Source organism: Bradyrhizobium sp. CFUWI (genome assembly GCF_056429085.1).
Map to the genome: position 1 here is coordinate 1 of NZ_JBWJZE010000033.1, position 13646 is coordinate 13646.

Consider the following 13646-nt stretch of genomic DNA (forward strand, 5'->3'; position numbering starts at 1 on the left):
ACGCCGGCGGCGCAAAGTAGTAAGCGAGAGCAGCGATGGCTATGATGCAAAGCGCGGACGACGCGATGAAGCTGCCCATCAACGAAAACAGCAAGACCACCAACAAATAGGCGAACGCCGTCGCGGCCAAATGGGCGTGAAGGTACAAGCAAGCAGTGTTACCACGGTCAGTGTTATGCTGCCGAAGGTAAACTGAGGGGCTGAACGTTCTAAACTGCTGATCGGGCTACGCATTTTGATACCGTCCGGCCTTTTCTCCGGCGGGGAAGCTATAACATTTTAGGCGAAAATAGGGCAGTGCTCAGCACCGGCACCAGCCCCCGCTGGTGAGCGGTTCCGCTCGATTGCTTGGTAATGAACTGAGCACGCGCAGAGAAAAATTGCATCACAGACGTACGTATAGTTGTCCTAAACCTTTCAATATGGCGCGGTGACACGCCTGCAATCGATGCTCAGGTGCCTGCTTTCCTCCGTTGCCGATAATCCGGGCAGGCGCTCGAGGCTGCAGCCGAGGATAACTCCCTCACGCCAGCCGCAGGAGGACAGCGGCTGCAGTTCAGTTAAGACGCTGAGCCGGAACAATCAGGGGCGCCTCGCCGAACTCGGAAAGAACAAAGACAAGCTGCCGAACCACTCATCTCGCCGGTACGATCGGTCATGCGGAAGAAAGCGCAATGGTCATGTGCCGAGATACGAAGGCGAAGTTACGACTGCTTTGTATGTTTTAGGGCCATCACGCCTCGGTGCGGAGGCTTGTCTCCGGGGCGTTGGCCGGAATCGAGCGCGATTGTAGGCGGAGCAACAACTAGTTTGTCAGGCCGGACACGATCTGTCGCAGCCCTGTTATCTGGCAAGGCAAATGTCGCAGAAGCGTGCAGATGGCCGGAAGCTTGACGGTGAAAGACGCGCTTGAAAATGATTGGTACCGACTCTTTTGCTCGGCGGGCATCTTTTCAGGGCGGCTGCCCGGGGGGCGAGGCGGGCTGCGCACCGGCGATCGCGCGTGAAAGTTCCGGCTCGTCAAGTCGGCTGTCTCGATTCGAATTACGAGAAATGTCGCTGCGCTTGCATTCAACGCGTCTTTGAATGGCGGCGATTAGGATCCGGGACCTATCTCATCGTGTGTCGGTAGTGGTGGAAACGTTGGGCTGGTTGAGCCGAGCTTGCAGCGTCGCGTGCTCGAGCTCGTCCTCCCACCAGGATACGAACACGGCGGCGATGCCATTGCCAGTGATGTTAGTAAGGGCGCGCACCTCGCTCATGAACTTGTCGATCGAAAATACGATTGCCATGCCCGGCACCAGCGCTGGGTTGACCACCGACAACGTCGCAGCGAGCGTGATGAAGCCCGCGCCGGTGACGCCGCTTGCTCCCTTCGACGTTAGCATTGCCACGAGCAGGATCGTGAGCTGCTGGCCAAAGGTGAGATCGACCCCGAGTGCCTGGGCAATGAACAATGTCGCAAGTGTCATATAGATATTGGTGCCGTCGAGGTTGAAGGAGTAGCCAGTTGGCACCACCAGGCCGACCACGGGCTTGGAGCAGCCCAACCGTTCGAGCTTCTCCATCAATTGCGGCAGCGCGCTTTCAGAGGACGATGTGCCGAGCACGATCAGAATCTCGTCCTTGATATACACAATGAACTTGAAGATTGAAAAGCCGACGAGGCGCGCGATCAAACCGAGCACCACCACGACAAATAACGCCGCCGTCGCGTAAAACAGGGCGATCAGACCGATCAAATTGCCGAGTGCTGCCGGCCCGAACTTGCCGATCGTGAAGGCCATGGCCGCGAAGGCGCCGATCGGAGCCGCTTTCATGATAATAGCGATGACGCCGAACACCGCGTTCGCGACGTCGTCAATCATGCCTCGCAGTCGCTCCCCACGGTTTCCTAACGCCATCAGTGAAAAGCCGAATAGGATCGCGAACAGGAGAACCTGCAGAACATCGCCCCGGGCGAAGGCGCCGAAAACGGTATCCGGAATGATGTTGAGAAAGAAATCGACGGTCTTCGAGGCTTCCGCCTGCTTGACGTAATTGGCGACCGCACTGGCATCCGGCTTGACCGCAAGGCCACGACCGATTTGTACCAGATTGCCCATAAGAAGGCCCAACACCAAGGCAAAGCTGGAGACGATCTCGAAATAGACAAGCGCCTTGATGCCGACGCGCCCGACTTTCTTCGCATCCTGAATATGCGCAATACCAGATGTGACGGTGCAGAAAATAATCGGCGCGATGACCATCTTGATGAGCTTGATAAACCCGTCACCGAGCGCCTTGACCCAGTCGTTTGTCGCGACAGACGGCCATAGACAGCCGACCATGGCGCCAATCAAGATCGCGATCAGCACCTGCACGTAGAGAATCTTATACCAAGCTTGCGACGCGCGTGCGGGCGCCGCAGTTGCCATGGTGGTCATGACGCTTCCTTCCCAAATATCTCGAATGCGAGCCGCCGCGTCATTGAGAGGCGACAGCGTCATACGAGGCTCATAATTTTAGCCGTGTCCGATTGAAGACGGTTCCGAGAGCCGGTGCGTCGTTCCAAAAGGCAGGCGTTTAGTTGCGTTATCCTTTCTCGTTAAGCAAAATATGCACCAATTGCTCAAAGTGCGCCCCATTGAGCAGTCTCGGGCAAGCCGTCTGTCTCCGGGTCGCATCCGTTTGAGTGCTTCGCCCGCGTTCGCAAAGTCGAACAAAAAGTTGCGGCGAGACGTGTAACTTGATCGGCTGAGCGCATTAGTGGAGTTCCGTCTCGGGATGGAAGCCCGAGCGTGATCGATATACGCTAACTGCTGATGGATTGTAACAGTGGATGACATTGGTAAAATTGATAGTTTGGATTGTACTCATCCACGCGATGGAAGTCTGGTTTGCGAGCTCGATTGCGCGGGACAATAATCTTGAAACGATGGACTGCTCGTCGCTAGCGGCAAAGCTCGTTCGTGCACGGGGCATTTGTCTCCAGGCATGTGCGAAGATGCGCATTAGGCAGATTGGTCGATAGGCTGCCTTCGCTCTCGGCCCCTCAGCGCCTTTTGCCGCGTCGCGAAGCAGGGTCACGATGATTACTCGCCAGATTATTCGCGTTGCTGCCAAAGGGCAGGCTTCATGGATCCGTTCCATTACCGGCCCAGCGAGTGTGGCGTTTGAGCCAGCAACAAACCACATAGGCATCTCTGGCAGCGTCAAATTCTGCCGTTTCGTTGCGCGGCCGTCGCTGTCTGCTCGGCAACAGAGATGCCAGAAATCTGACATAGCGTTAGGTCCACGCCACCGGGACCTCGACGTCTATGCGAATTTCTGCCACGTTGCGCATGGCGCGCCCCGCAGTTCGCACGCGGCACAGGAATTGCTGATTTTAAACGAGGAGGTGCCGCCGTCAGATGGATGGAAGCGGCCCTCTCACTGGAGTTGCCGATGAGACTTGCGACGCTGCTCTTGCTCGTGGAAACGACGCGCGTGAATGTGGCGGCCGCCATGAAGTGCGACGCGACTAAAAGGCGATCCGCGCCACATAGCTGGGCGAGCCGGACGTGCAGGCGATCACTGAACCCGTAAAACGACCTGCTTTCAGCTTGGGCTGACGCACATGGATGTCTTTTCGGCAGAGATTGCGCAATCTGTTGCGCCTCGGCCCAGACGGACCGGGTGGGTTCTCGCCTCTTTGTGGGGCGAGCGCACGCTCGCTTTTACTTTCGCGGGAATCGTGATCGGATCGGTCCTCTCGGCGCTGCCGTTGGTGGTGCAGCCGATCCGTAACGCCTTTGTTGGGATAGGAGATCGCCAGTCGGAAACTACGGGGCGCGTTTCGTCGCTCTACGCCTTCATTACCATCAGGGCGCGATTGGAGTTTGTTAAAGCCGCTGTGGTTGGCTTTTCTCATACGATCGGCACATTCGGCGTCGTGATGATGATCGGCGGCAACATTCCTGGGCGCACCAAGGTTTTGTCAACGTCGTAGTGAGCTGGTCCCGCAAATCTGAACAGCGCGATAAGTGGAGTTTCTGCCTGACGGCGGGCAAGATTGACCCGCGAATCAGGAGAGACGATGAGCAGACGAGCACGGCGGAACCACACTCCGGCTTTCAAGGCGAAGGTGGCACTTGCCGCCGTCAAGGGTGACCGCACGCTGGCGCAACTGGCGGAGCAGTTCGACGTTCACCCCAATCAGATCACATCGTGGAAGGCCCAGCTCGAAGGCAGCGCTGCCGATGTTTTCGGTCCGGGCGGCGGGAGTCGGATCGCCGAACCCACCGTCGACGTAAAGTCGCTGCACGCCAAGATCGGCGAGTTGACGCTGGAGAACGATTCCTAAGAAACGGCAGCATCTACTTTCGGCTCCAAGGGCTGGAGAACAAAGCCGAATGCCTTGGCACGCCGATGCAAATTGTTGACCACTCGCGTCCGGTAACGCGTCTCGTAGGACGAGGCCCCGGGATCGACATAGTCCATTCCGTATCGCAGAGCATTGTAGAACAGAACTGCGATCTTCGGGGCCGTGGCGGTCACGGCCTTGGCCTTGCCGATGCGCGCTGAGAGCCGTCTATAAAAGGCGCCGAGCGCGGTGTCTGTACGACCCACGGTCACGGCAGCAAGGCGCAGAAGTGCCGCCGCTCGGCCGTCGGATCGGCGCGTTCGGGACGAGAGCATTTTGCCGCCGGAGACCTTGTTGCTCAGCGCCAGTCCCAGCCAGGAGGTAAAATGCTTTGCACTTGGCCACGAGGAGAGCTCGTCGCCGCATTCAGCGATCAGCTTCAGCGAGAGGTAAGGACCGAGGCCGTCGATCGCGGTGAGGTCCTTTCCGAGCAACGCGAACAGCGCCTCGCGGACGTCGAAAGCTGGAGCGTTCGCCTGATCGGTTCTATTCCGACGCCGCGAGACCCGCGGCGCTGATCCGTGGCGATGACCGCGATGGAAGCTCAGTTCCTTCAACACGGCTTCAATTCGGGCGTCGCAGGCAGATGCCTTCTCGTGGTAGGCGTCGTAAAGCGCAAGTGCCTGCTCGAGCGCAAACAGATGCTCGGCGCGGTAGCTTCCGGTGAGCGCCTTCGCGATCGTCTCGGCGCTGGAGTGGCAACTATAATGGCGCAAGCACGCCAGCGCCTCAGGATCGCGCTCGCCGGCAAGGATCGCCCGTATGATACGCAGGCCGGTCGCGCCGGTGATGTCGGTGATGTCGGTGACGACGTGGTGCAGCTGAAGATTCATCTCCGTCAAGGCCTTCTGCATATGCTGGATGTGTGAGGCCGCGTACTCCAGCAGACGCTCGCGCTGACGCACGTAGGCTCGCAGCTCGGCAATCTGCCCTTTGGGCCGAAAGCTGGCCCGCAGCAACCCGAATGAATGGAGCCGCTGCAGCCATTGCGCATCACTGACATCGGTCTTGCGCCCCGGCACGGGCTTGGCATCGCGCGCGTTGACAAGAAACACGTTAAATCCCCGGGCATCGAGAAGCTCGAAGATCGGAATCCAGTAGACGCTGGTCGATTCCATGACGACAGTCTCGACGCCGCATTCAGTAAACCAGTCGACTAGCCGATGCAGATCAGCCGTGAAGGTACCGAAGCTGCGGACTGGCTCCGGTGCGCGATCTGCCCTCACGGCAGCCATGTGCATAGTCGCTCCGACGTCGATGGCAGCCGCGTCCGGGGGCACCATCTGCATCTTACCTCCGTTCCTCGACTTCGATCTTTTGGGGTTCATCTCTAATCCTCCTGCTGACGGCGGCGGAAGGGCTGGGCTGCGCTATTCGTCAGATTCCTAAACGGGATCGCCGGATGGCGTCACCACTCTCAAGTGCGCGACAACCCATGGACCAGGTTTTTTAACGGGGTCACGTGCCACCAAAATTGTATCGGCCGCTCCCTCCCGGTCGGCAATCTAGCGCCGGTCCGTTTCTATCCCACAGGGGGAGCGCAGCGCCGCGCATAGTTTTTTAGAAGGAGCGCTCACCAAGGCGGGATTGCTGAGCGCAAAGCGATGATCGACCGTGAACACGATCTGCCGCTCAGCAAGCAGGCGGAAGCTCTGAACATCAGCCGCGGCAGCGTCTACTATCTGCCGCGTCCAGTGCCGCCCAAAGACCCCGCGCTGATGCAAAGGCTCGACCGGCTGCATCTGGAGTTTCCCTTCGCCGGTTCGCGAATGCTGCGAGGCCTGCTGGCTGCCGACGGGTGCAAGGTCGGCCGCCGGCATGTCAAAACGCTGATGCGGCGGATGGGGATAGAGGCGCTCTACCGCCGGCCGCGCACCACCCAGCCCGAGCCCGGCCACAAGATCTATCCCTATCTGCTGCGCGGCATGGAGATCACGCGCCCGAACCAGGTCTGGGCGATGGACATCACCTACATCCCGATGGCGCGAGGCTTCGTCTATCTGGCCGTGGTGCTGGACTGGGCGACCCGCCGGGTTCTGTCGTGGCGGCTGTCGATCACCATGGAGGCGGCATTCTGCGTCGCGACACTGGAAGATGCCCTGGCCCGTCACGGCAAGCCCGAGATCTTCAACACCGACCAAGGCTCGCAGTTTACCGGCGCGGCGTTCACCGGCGTGCTCACCGACAACGGCATCGCCATCAGTATGGACGGCCGGGGCGCCTGGCGGGACAACGTGTTCGTTGAGCGGCTGTGGCGCAGCGTCAAATACGAGGAGGTGTATCTGCGGGCCTACGACAGCGTCAGCGACGCTCGCGCCTCGATTGGCCGCTATCTGGACTTCTACAATTGCCGCCGTCCACATTCGAGCCTTGACGGCAGCACACCGGATCGAGCCTACTTCACCCCGCTGCCGCTCCGCACGGCAGCCTAACCCCGGCAGAGGCTCCACTTATCGACGCGGATATTCTGTTCAGACAACCGGGGCCAGCTCAATGTTTGCCGCTTCTTCGCTCATGGTGATCAACAAGATTGATCTGGCCCCGCTGCTTGAGTTCGATTTCGGCAAGACGATCGAATACGCTAGACGAGTCAATCCAAACATCGAGGTGCTTTTAGTTTCGGCTCGTACGGGCGAGGGTCTTGGCGCGCTATACGCCTGGATCGATAGACGCGCATGGCATCAAAGGCGCGCCGTAGAGGACATAAGGTGATGAGCGCCGCAACCACCTCCGACCGAACGCGGCTGCGCGTGCGCGTGACTGGGGCCGTGCAAGGGGTCGGCTTTCGTCCTTACGTCTATAGACTCGCCGTGCGCTACGGATTGGCCGGGTTTGTCATCAATGGCCCCGAGGGCGTTACGATCGAGGTCGAGGGCGACCGTGCGTCGGACTTTGTAGCAACGTTGCCGCTCGAGGCACCTCCATTGGCACGCATCGACCACAACTGCGTTCGGGAGACGGCGGCGCTCGAGGCGAAAGAATTTTCGATCGGCACGAGCGAAGCCGGCAAATTGTCAACCCAGATCGTCGTTGATGCTGCTGCCTGCCAGCAATGCCTCAGCGAGCTGTTCGATCCAGAAAGTCGGCGTTACCTTTACCCCTTCATCAGTTGCTGCCATTGCGGCCCACGGTACACCATCGCCGAACGGCTTCCGTACGACCGCCGGAACACCGTGATGCGGGCTTTTAGGCTGTGCGCCGCCTGCGCGGCCGAATATGCCGATCCGGCGAGCCGCAGGTTCCATGCGGAGGCGATCGCGTGTCCGACATGCGGGCCTCGGCTCAGCCATGGGATCAGCGCCATTGCCGCGGCAATCGCGGGGGGACAAATCGTGGCGATCAAGCGGCTCGGAGGATACCAGCTTCTTTGCGACGCGCGTAACCAGGATGCCGTGCAGCGCTTGCGCAGGAGAAAGCAGCGCCTTCAGAAGCCGTTCGCGGTTATGGTCGATTCCGTAGAGCGCGTCAGCGACATCGCGGAGGCGAACGCGCCCGAGCTTGCGCTGCTCGAATCCGTAGCACGTCCCATCGTCCTTCTGTCTTCGCGCAACAATTTGGCGCCCGCCATAGCTCCTGGCTTATCACGCGTGGGTGTCATGCTGCCTGTAGCGCCCCTGCATCACCTCATCTTTCATGCGCTTCGCTCGGCAGGAGCATGTGTGCGGACCGGCCCGGTCATCGTCGCCACCAGTGCGAACCTTTGCGGCGAACCGCTCCTGATCGACAACGCGCAGGCGCTGCGGCGGCTCAAGGCGATCTCCGACCTTATCGTGACTCATGATCGCGATATAGTGGCGCGTGCCGATGACTCCGTGGTGTCGGTGGTCGCTGGCCGGCCGCGATTCATTCGTCGTGCCCGTGGCTATGTTCCAGAACAGATCAGGCTTGCGAAAGTCGGTGCCGTCCGTGCTCGCCGTCGGAGGAGCACTGAAATCGACCGTCACCATCACGCGGGACAACCAAGCGTTCGTCTCCCAGCATATTGGCGATCTGGATACGGCCGAGGGCATCCGCGCGTTCGAGGAGACGATCCGACACCTTACATCGAGCCTTGATGTAGAGCCTGTCGCCATGGCCCATGATCTGCATCCTGATATGGCTTCTACCCGGTTTGCGGAAGCCAATGGCCGCGCGCTGGTCGCTGTCCAGCATCACCACGCACACGCTGCCGCAGTGATCGCCGAGCATGGTCATGCGGGACCTGCGCTTGCCCTGGTGCTGGATGGCCATGGCCTTGGCTTCGAGGGCGGTAACTGGGGTGGCGAGCTATTGTTGTGCGAAGGGGCGGGGTGCCAACGCATCGGGCACTTAGCACCCCTGCAAATGCCCGGTGGAGATCGTGCAGCCCGCGAGCCGTGGCGGATGCCCAGCGCAGTAATACACGGACTCGGTCGGGGTAACGAAATCGGGCTGCGCTTTGCGGCACAACGGCAGGCTGAATGTGTGTTGGCGTTGCTCGAACAGCCGGGCGGGGGCCACCACGACCAGTGCGGGCCGATTGTTCGACGCCGCAGCGGCGCTGCTAGGGACTGCGAGTTTGCAGAGCTATGAGGGCGAAGCGGCGATGAAGCTCGAGGCGCTGGTGTGGCGGACTGCGATTCTCGAAGCCGGCTGGACGATCGATGGTGGCGTGCTGTCGCTTCGCCCGCTGTTTGCGCGGTTGATTGCAGATGACATTGACGCGGTGGGCGGAGCCGGCCTGTTTCATGGCACTTTCGCCGCCGCCTGCGTTGACTGGGTCGCGCGGTCTGCGCGGACAACTGGCGTTAACACTTCGTTCTGAGCGGTGGCTGCTTCCTGAACGCGGCGCTGGCGGATGAAATCCCGCGCGGTTGCAGCGCTGCCGGCCTTACCCCGCTCGTGCCACGGCGGGTGCCGCCCAATGATGGCGGTTTGAGCCTTGGCCAGGCCTGGATTGCCGCTCTGCAGATAGCTCAACAGTCGTCCGCCAGGGGAGGATCAGCCTGACTATGTGTCTTTCGGTTCCGGCAAAGATTGCAAAAATTCTTCCCAACGACATGGCCATAGTGTCCATCGACGGCATCAGCCTGGAGATATCGATTGCTCTCGTCGACGAGCTCGAGGTCGGTGATTGCGTCCTTGTCCATGTGGGCTATGCGTTGGCCAAGATCGATCCGGTGGAAGCCGAGCGCACGCTGGAGCTGCTGCAGCAGCTAGGCAGCGCAGGGGAGCGCCGATCATGAAATATGCCCGAATTTCGCAACAAGGCCATCGCTCAAGGAATTGCGCGTGCGATTGGCGCCGAGGTTAGTTCGCAAAGGGCCTATCGGTTCATGGAGTTCTGCGGCGGGCACACTCATGCAATCTCCCGTTATGGACTGGAGGATCTGCTGCCCGCGAACCTCCGCATGATCCACGGACCCGGGTTGTCCGGTCTGCGTTCTGCCCGCCAGTCGAATCGATATGGCGATCCGGCTTGTCGACCGACCAGAGGTCACTCTGTGCGTGTACGGCGACCTGATGCGCGCGCCTGGGTCTCAAGGACAGTCCCTGTTGCGAGCTAAAGCGCTCGGCGCCGACATTCGGATGGTCTACTCGACGCTCGATGCTATCAGGCTCGCCGAACAGGCACCGAGCCGCGAGGTGGTCTTCTTTGCCATCGGATTTGAGACTACGACTCCGCCGACGGCGGTGATGATCCGAATTGCCGAGAAGAAGCGGCTGAAGGGCCTCAGCGTGTTCTGCAACCACGTGCTTACACCCTCTGCGATGCACAGCATTCTCGAGAACCCCAAAATCCGCGACACCGGCGGGGTTCCAATTAACGGCTTCATCGGGCCTGCACATGTCAGCACCATTATTGGTACGCAGCCTTACGAGCCCCTGGCAGAACAATTTGGCAAGCCGATCGTGATCGCGGATTTGAGCCGCTCGATGTGTTGCAGACTATCCTGATGCTGGTGCGACAGGTGAACGAAGATCGCTACCAGGTGGAGAACCAGTACAGTCGCGTGGTGACACGTGAAGGCAATCGGCGTGCCAAAGACGAGGTATCGCAGATATTCGAACTGCGTGCGCAGTTTGAATGGCGTGGGCTCGGACTCGTACCCAACAGCGGACTGAAGCTGAAACCGGCTTACGCGCAATTCGACGCTGAGACGCGTTTTGCGATCCACGACTTGCGTGTCGCAGACAATCCAGCCTGCGAGCTGCGCGATTCTGCGTGGCGCCAAGCGGCCAGTCGATTGTAAGCTGTTTGGAACCGTCTGTACGCCGGAAACTCCCATAGGGTCCTGCATGGTATCGTCGGAAGGCGCTTGCGCGGCGTATTGGACCTATGGCCGAGTTCGCGATGAACCGTTGAGGCGGACGTCATGAGTGTAAAGGGCTACAGCGCAAGCTCGACCTCGAGAACGGACGCGTTGATCTTTCCCACGGATCCGGAGGCCGTGCCATGGCACAGCTGATCTCCGGCCTTTTTCACCAAGCCTTTGGTAATGAATGGCTCGCCCGCTACAATGATCAGTCGGCGTTTGACGTTGCGGCAGGCAGAATGGTGATGACGACCGACGGCTATGTGGTCTCGCCGCTGTTCTTTCCCGGCGGCAATATCGGGTCACTGGCTGCGCACGGCACCATCAATGACGTCGCGATGTCCGGCGCGCGTCCTCTCTATCTGTCGACCAGTTTTATCATCGAGGAGGGCTTCCCGTTTTCTGATCTGAAGGTGATCGCGGATTCGATGGGCTCGGCAGCGCGCAGTGCCGGCGTTCACATCATTACCGGAGACACCAAGTTGTTGAGCGCGGCAAGGCGGATGGTCTGTTCATCTCTACAACCGGGATCGGGATTGTGGCCGATGGGCTCGATCTCTCCGCCGACAAGGCAAGAGTGGGGGACCGTGTGCTGGTGTCTGGGAGCCTCGGCGATCATGGGGTGGCGATCATGTCAAAACGTCAGAACCTCGCTTTTCAAACCGAGGTCGGCTCGGATTCCGCAGCGTTGCATAACCTCGTGGCGGTCATGGTTGCCGCCGGCAGTAGCGGCATCCGGGTGATGCGCGACCCCACGCGGGGTGGGCTTGCCGCGACCCTCAACGAGATTGCGCATCAATCCGAGCTCGGGTTCCGTCTGCACGAAGCATCCATTCCGGTGAAGCCGGCGGTTGCGGCTACCTGCGAACTCCTTGGACTGGATCCCATCCATGTCGCCAATGAGGCAAGCTCGTTGCGATCGTCGCACCTGATTTGGCTGATGCCGTGCTTGCAGCCATGAAGGCACACCCGCTCGGGTCCGATGCAGCTGATATTGGCGAAGCGGTGGCTGACAATCGGAAATTTGTGCAGATGGCGACCGGTTTCGGCGGTCGACGAATCGTCGACTGGTTGTGGGGCGAACAATTGCCTCGGATCTGTTGACACGCTGCGCATCGTCCAGCTTTTGGAAACCAAGTTTATGATCAATGGTCGTGAGCCATCACCCATCACCCATCACCCATCAGCTCTGGAAACCATCCCTTCTATGGGCAATCTGCCCACCGGCAGACTGCGAGTTTGCTCTTTGGGCGTGCTGAATATCGGTTGTTAGTTTTTCCACGAGCCGAGAACGCAATTCGAAACGATTCATGGCCATCGCGCAGTTTTTCGACGGTTGCTCAGCGAGCATGGTCACACGATCCGCTCGGCCCCCGTGGGTTTGAAATCCTGCGAACCTTCTCAAATATCGCTGAATTTCTGCGCCATTCTGACGGCTGCGTCGCAACATCGCCGCTCGCTTCCGATTAGAAAGGCGCTTCAGGCAGGAGTTTTCAAATGAAGGTCGGAGTCCCCAAGGAAATCAAGGTGCACGAATATCGCGTGGGCCTTACCCCGGGAGCTGTCCGCGAATACGTGGCAGCGGGCCACCGCGTGATGATCGAGACCAATGCCGGCGCTGGCATTGGTGCAACCGATGACGATTATCGCATTGTTGGCGGAACGATTCTAACTTCCGCAGCTGAGGTATTCGCATCGAGCGAGATGATCGTAAAGGTTAAGGAACCTCAGCCCTCCGAGTGGTGTCAGCTGCGGGAAAATCAGATCCTGTTCACTTATCTGCATCTGGCCCCCGACCCGGATCAGGCCAAGGGCCTCCTGAAGTCTGGATGCACTGCGATCGCCTACGAGACCGTAACTGATCCGCATGGTGGTCTTCCGTTGCTGGCGCCGATGAGCGAGGTCGCGGGTAGGCTTGCGATCGAAGCGGCGGGCAGCGCCCTGAAGCGGAGTGCAGGCGGACGAGGGCTGTTGATCGGTGGAGTGCCCGGTGTTCAGCCTGCTCGAATCGTGGTGATCGGAGGTGGCGTCGTTGGTACGCACGCGGCACGCATGGCGGTTGGTCTGGGCGCAGAGGTGACCATCATCGACCGTTCGATAGTCCGGCTCCGCGAGTTGGATGAGCTATTCGAAGGACGCGCTCGCACCAGGTTTTCGACTATCGATTCTGTGGAGGAAGAGGTATTTGCAGCGGATGTGGTGATTGGTGCGGTGCTCGTTCCAGGTGCGAGCGCGCCGAAGCTGGTCCGCCGGAGCATGCTGAGCTCGATGCGTAAGAGGGCGGTGCTCGTGGACGTCGCTATCGATCAGGGCGGCTGCTTTGAGACATCGCACCCAACCACTCACGCTGATCCTACTTACGAAGTGGATGGCATCATTCATTATTGCGTGGCCAATATGCCCGGGGCCGTGCCGCTGACCTCGAGCCAGGCACTGAATAACGCGACGCTGCCGTTTGGTTTGGCTCTGGCCAACAAGGGCTTTACCGCCGTGCTCGAAAATCCGCATTTGCGCGCAGGCCTCAACGTCCATCGGGGCCGGCTAACTTACGAAGCGGCGGCCGAAAGCCTCGGGCTGCCCTTCTCACCGATCGAACAGGCTGCGGCCTGATCCCAGAGGCCCTTATGGGCATTTCCTCCCTGACTTAGGCCACCCTCCTCCGGGGTGGCTTTTTTTTGGCTCCATCGATCTGCTGACCGGCGCCGGCATGCATTTCGAACGTGGAGCGAAGCGAAGGATCGCCAGACGAGCGCCTCGCTTTAGTCCCCGCACGATGCGAGACGATGTACTTTCGCCCATACAGCGCATATGAATGCCGGTTTTGCCAGGTAATCCGAGCCAATTGAAAATGCGTCCGTGGGCCCCGCGATCACCCGAGCGACTTTGTCTGGCTTGATCGCCGCCAATCTGACTGGCTATGGAGACGCCAACCGGGCCGGTGATGACTGCGCGGGTTATTTACCGTGGTGCTGTCGCCGGCGCCGCCG

General features: G+C 59.8%; 6 protein-coding genes and 6 pseudogenes. 10 read left to right on the forward strand and 2 right to left on the reverse strand.

The window, feature by feature from the left end:
* Positions 1-196 (forward strand): hypothetical protein (locus tag AC066S_RS35630; RefSeq protein WP_478271807.1); only part of this gene is annotated, 196 nt, incomplete at its 5' end.
* A gap of 919 nt (positions 197-1115) precedes the next feature.
* Here AC066S_RS35630 and dctA read toward each other — a convergent pair.
* Positions 1116-2426, reverse strand: a complete 1311-nt coding sequence (dctA, locus tag AC066S_RS35635; RefSeq protein ID WP_126262214.1) for a C4-dicarboxylate transporter DctA — start codon at positions 2424-2426, stop codon at positions 1116-1118.
* 1203 nt (positions 2427-3629) lie between these two features.
* Between dctA and AC066S_RS35640 the strand changes: the two are divergent.
* A pseudogene (locus AC066S_RS35640) lies at positions 3630-3970 on the forward strand (molybdate ABC transporter permease subunit); the annotation flags it as partial.
* An 87-nt stretch (positions 3971-4057) separates the two neighbouring features.
* Positions 4058-4318 (forward strand): annotated as a pseudogene (locus AC066S_RS35645) (transposase); the annotation flags it as partial.
* A 2-nt stretch (positions 4319-4320) separates the two neighbouring features.
* On the opposite strand, the gene AC066S_RS35650 reads toward AC066S_RS35645, so the two are convergent.
* The gene (locus tag AC066S_RS35650) at positions 4321-5712 is read right to left on the reverse strand and encodes an IS110 family RNA-guided transposase (protein WP_126262215.1); all 1392 of its coding nucleotides are present in this window, start codon (positions 5710-5712) and stop codon (positions 4321-4323) included.
* Positions 5713-5940: 228 nt separating this feature from the next.
* Here AC066S_RS35650 and AC066S_RS35655 point away from each other — a divergent pair.
* The 7 genes and pseudogenes from AC066S_RS35655 to ald form a co-directional block, all read left to right on the forward strand.
* Positions 5941-6816 (forward strand): annotated as a pseudogene (locus tag AC066S_RS35655) (IS3 family transposase); the annotation flags it as partial.
* A gap of 61 nt (positions 6817-6877) precedes the next feature.
* The gene (locus AC066S_RS35660; protein ID WP_135167587.1) at positions 6878-7096 is read left to right on the forward strand and encodes a P-loop NTPase family protein; all 219 of its coding nucleotides are present in this window, start codon (positions 6878-6880) and stop codon (positions 7094-7096) included.
* Positions 7096-9352: pseudogene (gene hypF, locus AC066S_RS35665) on the forward strand (carbamoyltransferase HypF). The gene AC066S_RS35660 and the pseudogene hypF overlap by 1 nt, the downstream one beginning before the upstream one ends.
* 2 nt (positions 9353-9354) lie before the next feature.
* Positions 9355-9588: a HypC/HybG/HupF family hydrogenase formation chaperone gene (locus tag AC066S_RS35670; protein ID WP_126262190.1), complete on the forward strand. Its 234-nt coding sequence runs from the start codon at positions 9355-9357 to the stop codon at positions 9586-9588.
* Positions 9585-10723 (forward strand): annotated as a pseudogene (hypD, locus tag AC066S_RS35675) (hydrogenase formation protein HypD). Before AC066S_RS35670 ends, hypD begins: the two are co-directional and overlap by 4 nt.
* Positions 10724-10727: 4 nt before the next feature.
* Positions 10728-11763, forward strand: a pseudogene (gene hypE / locus AC066S_RS35680) (hydrogenase expression/formation protein HypE); the annotation flags it as partial.
* Between the two features lie 393 nt (positions 11764-12156).
* Positions 12157-13269: an alanine dehydrogenase gene (gene ald, locus AC066S_RS35685; RefSeq protein ID WP_126262191.1), complete on the forward strand. Its 1113-nt coding sequence runs from the start codon at positions 12157-12159 to the stop codon at positions 13267-13269.
* The last annotated feature ends 377 nt before the right edge of the window (positions 13270-13646 follow it).

Excerpts from the sequence above, each read along its gene's own strand:
- ald (WP_126262191.1), top strand. The coding sequence starts at position 12,157 with ATGAAGGTCGGAGTCCCCAAGGAAATCAAGGTGCACGAATATCGCGTG.
- AC066S_RS35670 (WP_126262190.1), top strand. The coding sequence starts at position 9,355 with ATGTGTCTTTCGGTTCCGGCAAAGATTGCAAAAATTCTTCCCAACGAC.
- AC066S_RS35660 (WP_135167587.1), top strand. The coding sequence starts at position 6,878 with ATGTTTGCCGCTTCTTCGCTCATGGTGATCAACAAGATTGATCTGGCC.
- dctA (WP_126262214.1), bottom strand. The coding sequence starts at position 2,426 with ATGACCACCATGGCAACTGCGGCGCCCGCACGCGCGTCGCAAGCTTGG.
- AC066S_RS35650 (WP_126262215.1), bottom strand. The coding sequence starts at position 5,712 with ATGAACCCCAAAAGATCGAAGTCGAGGAACGGAGGTAAGATGCAGATG.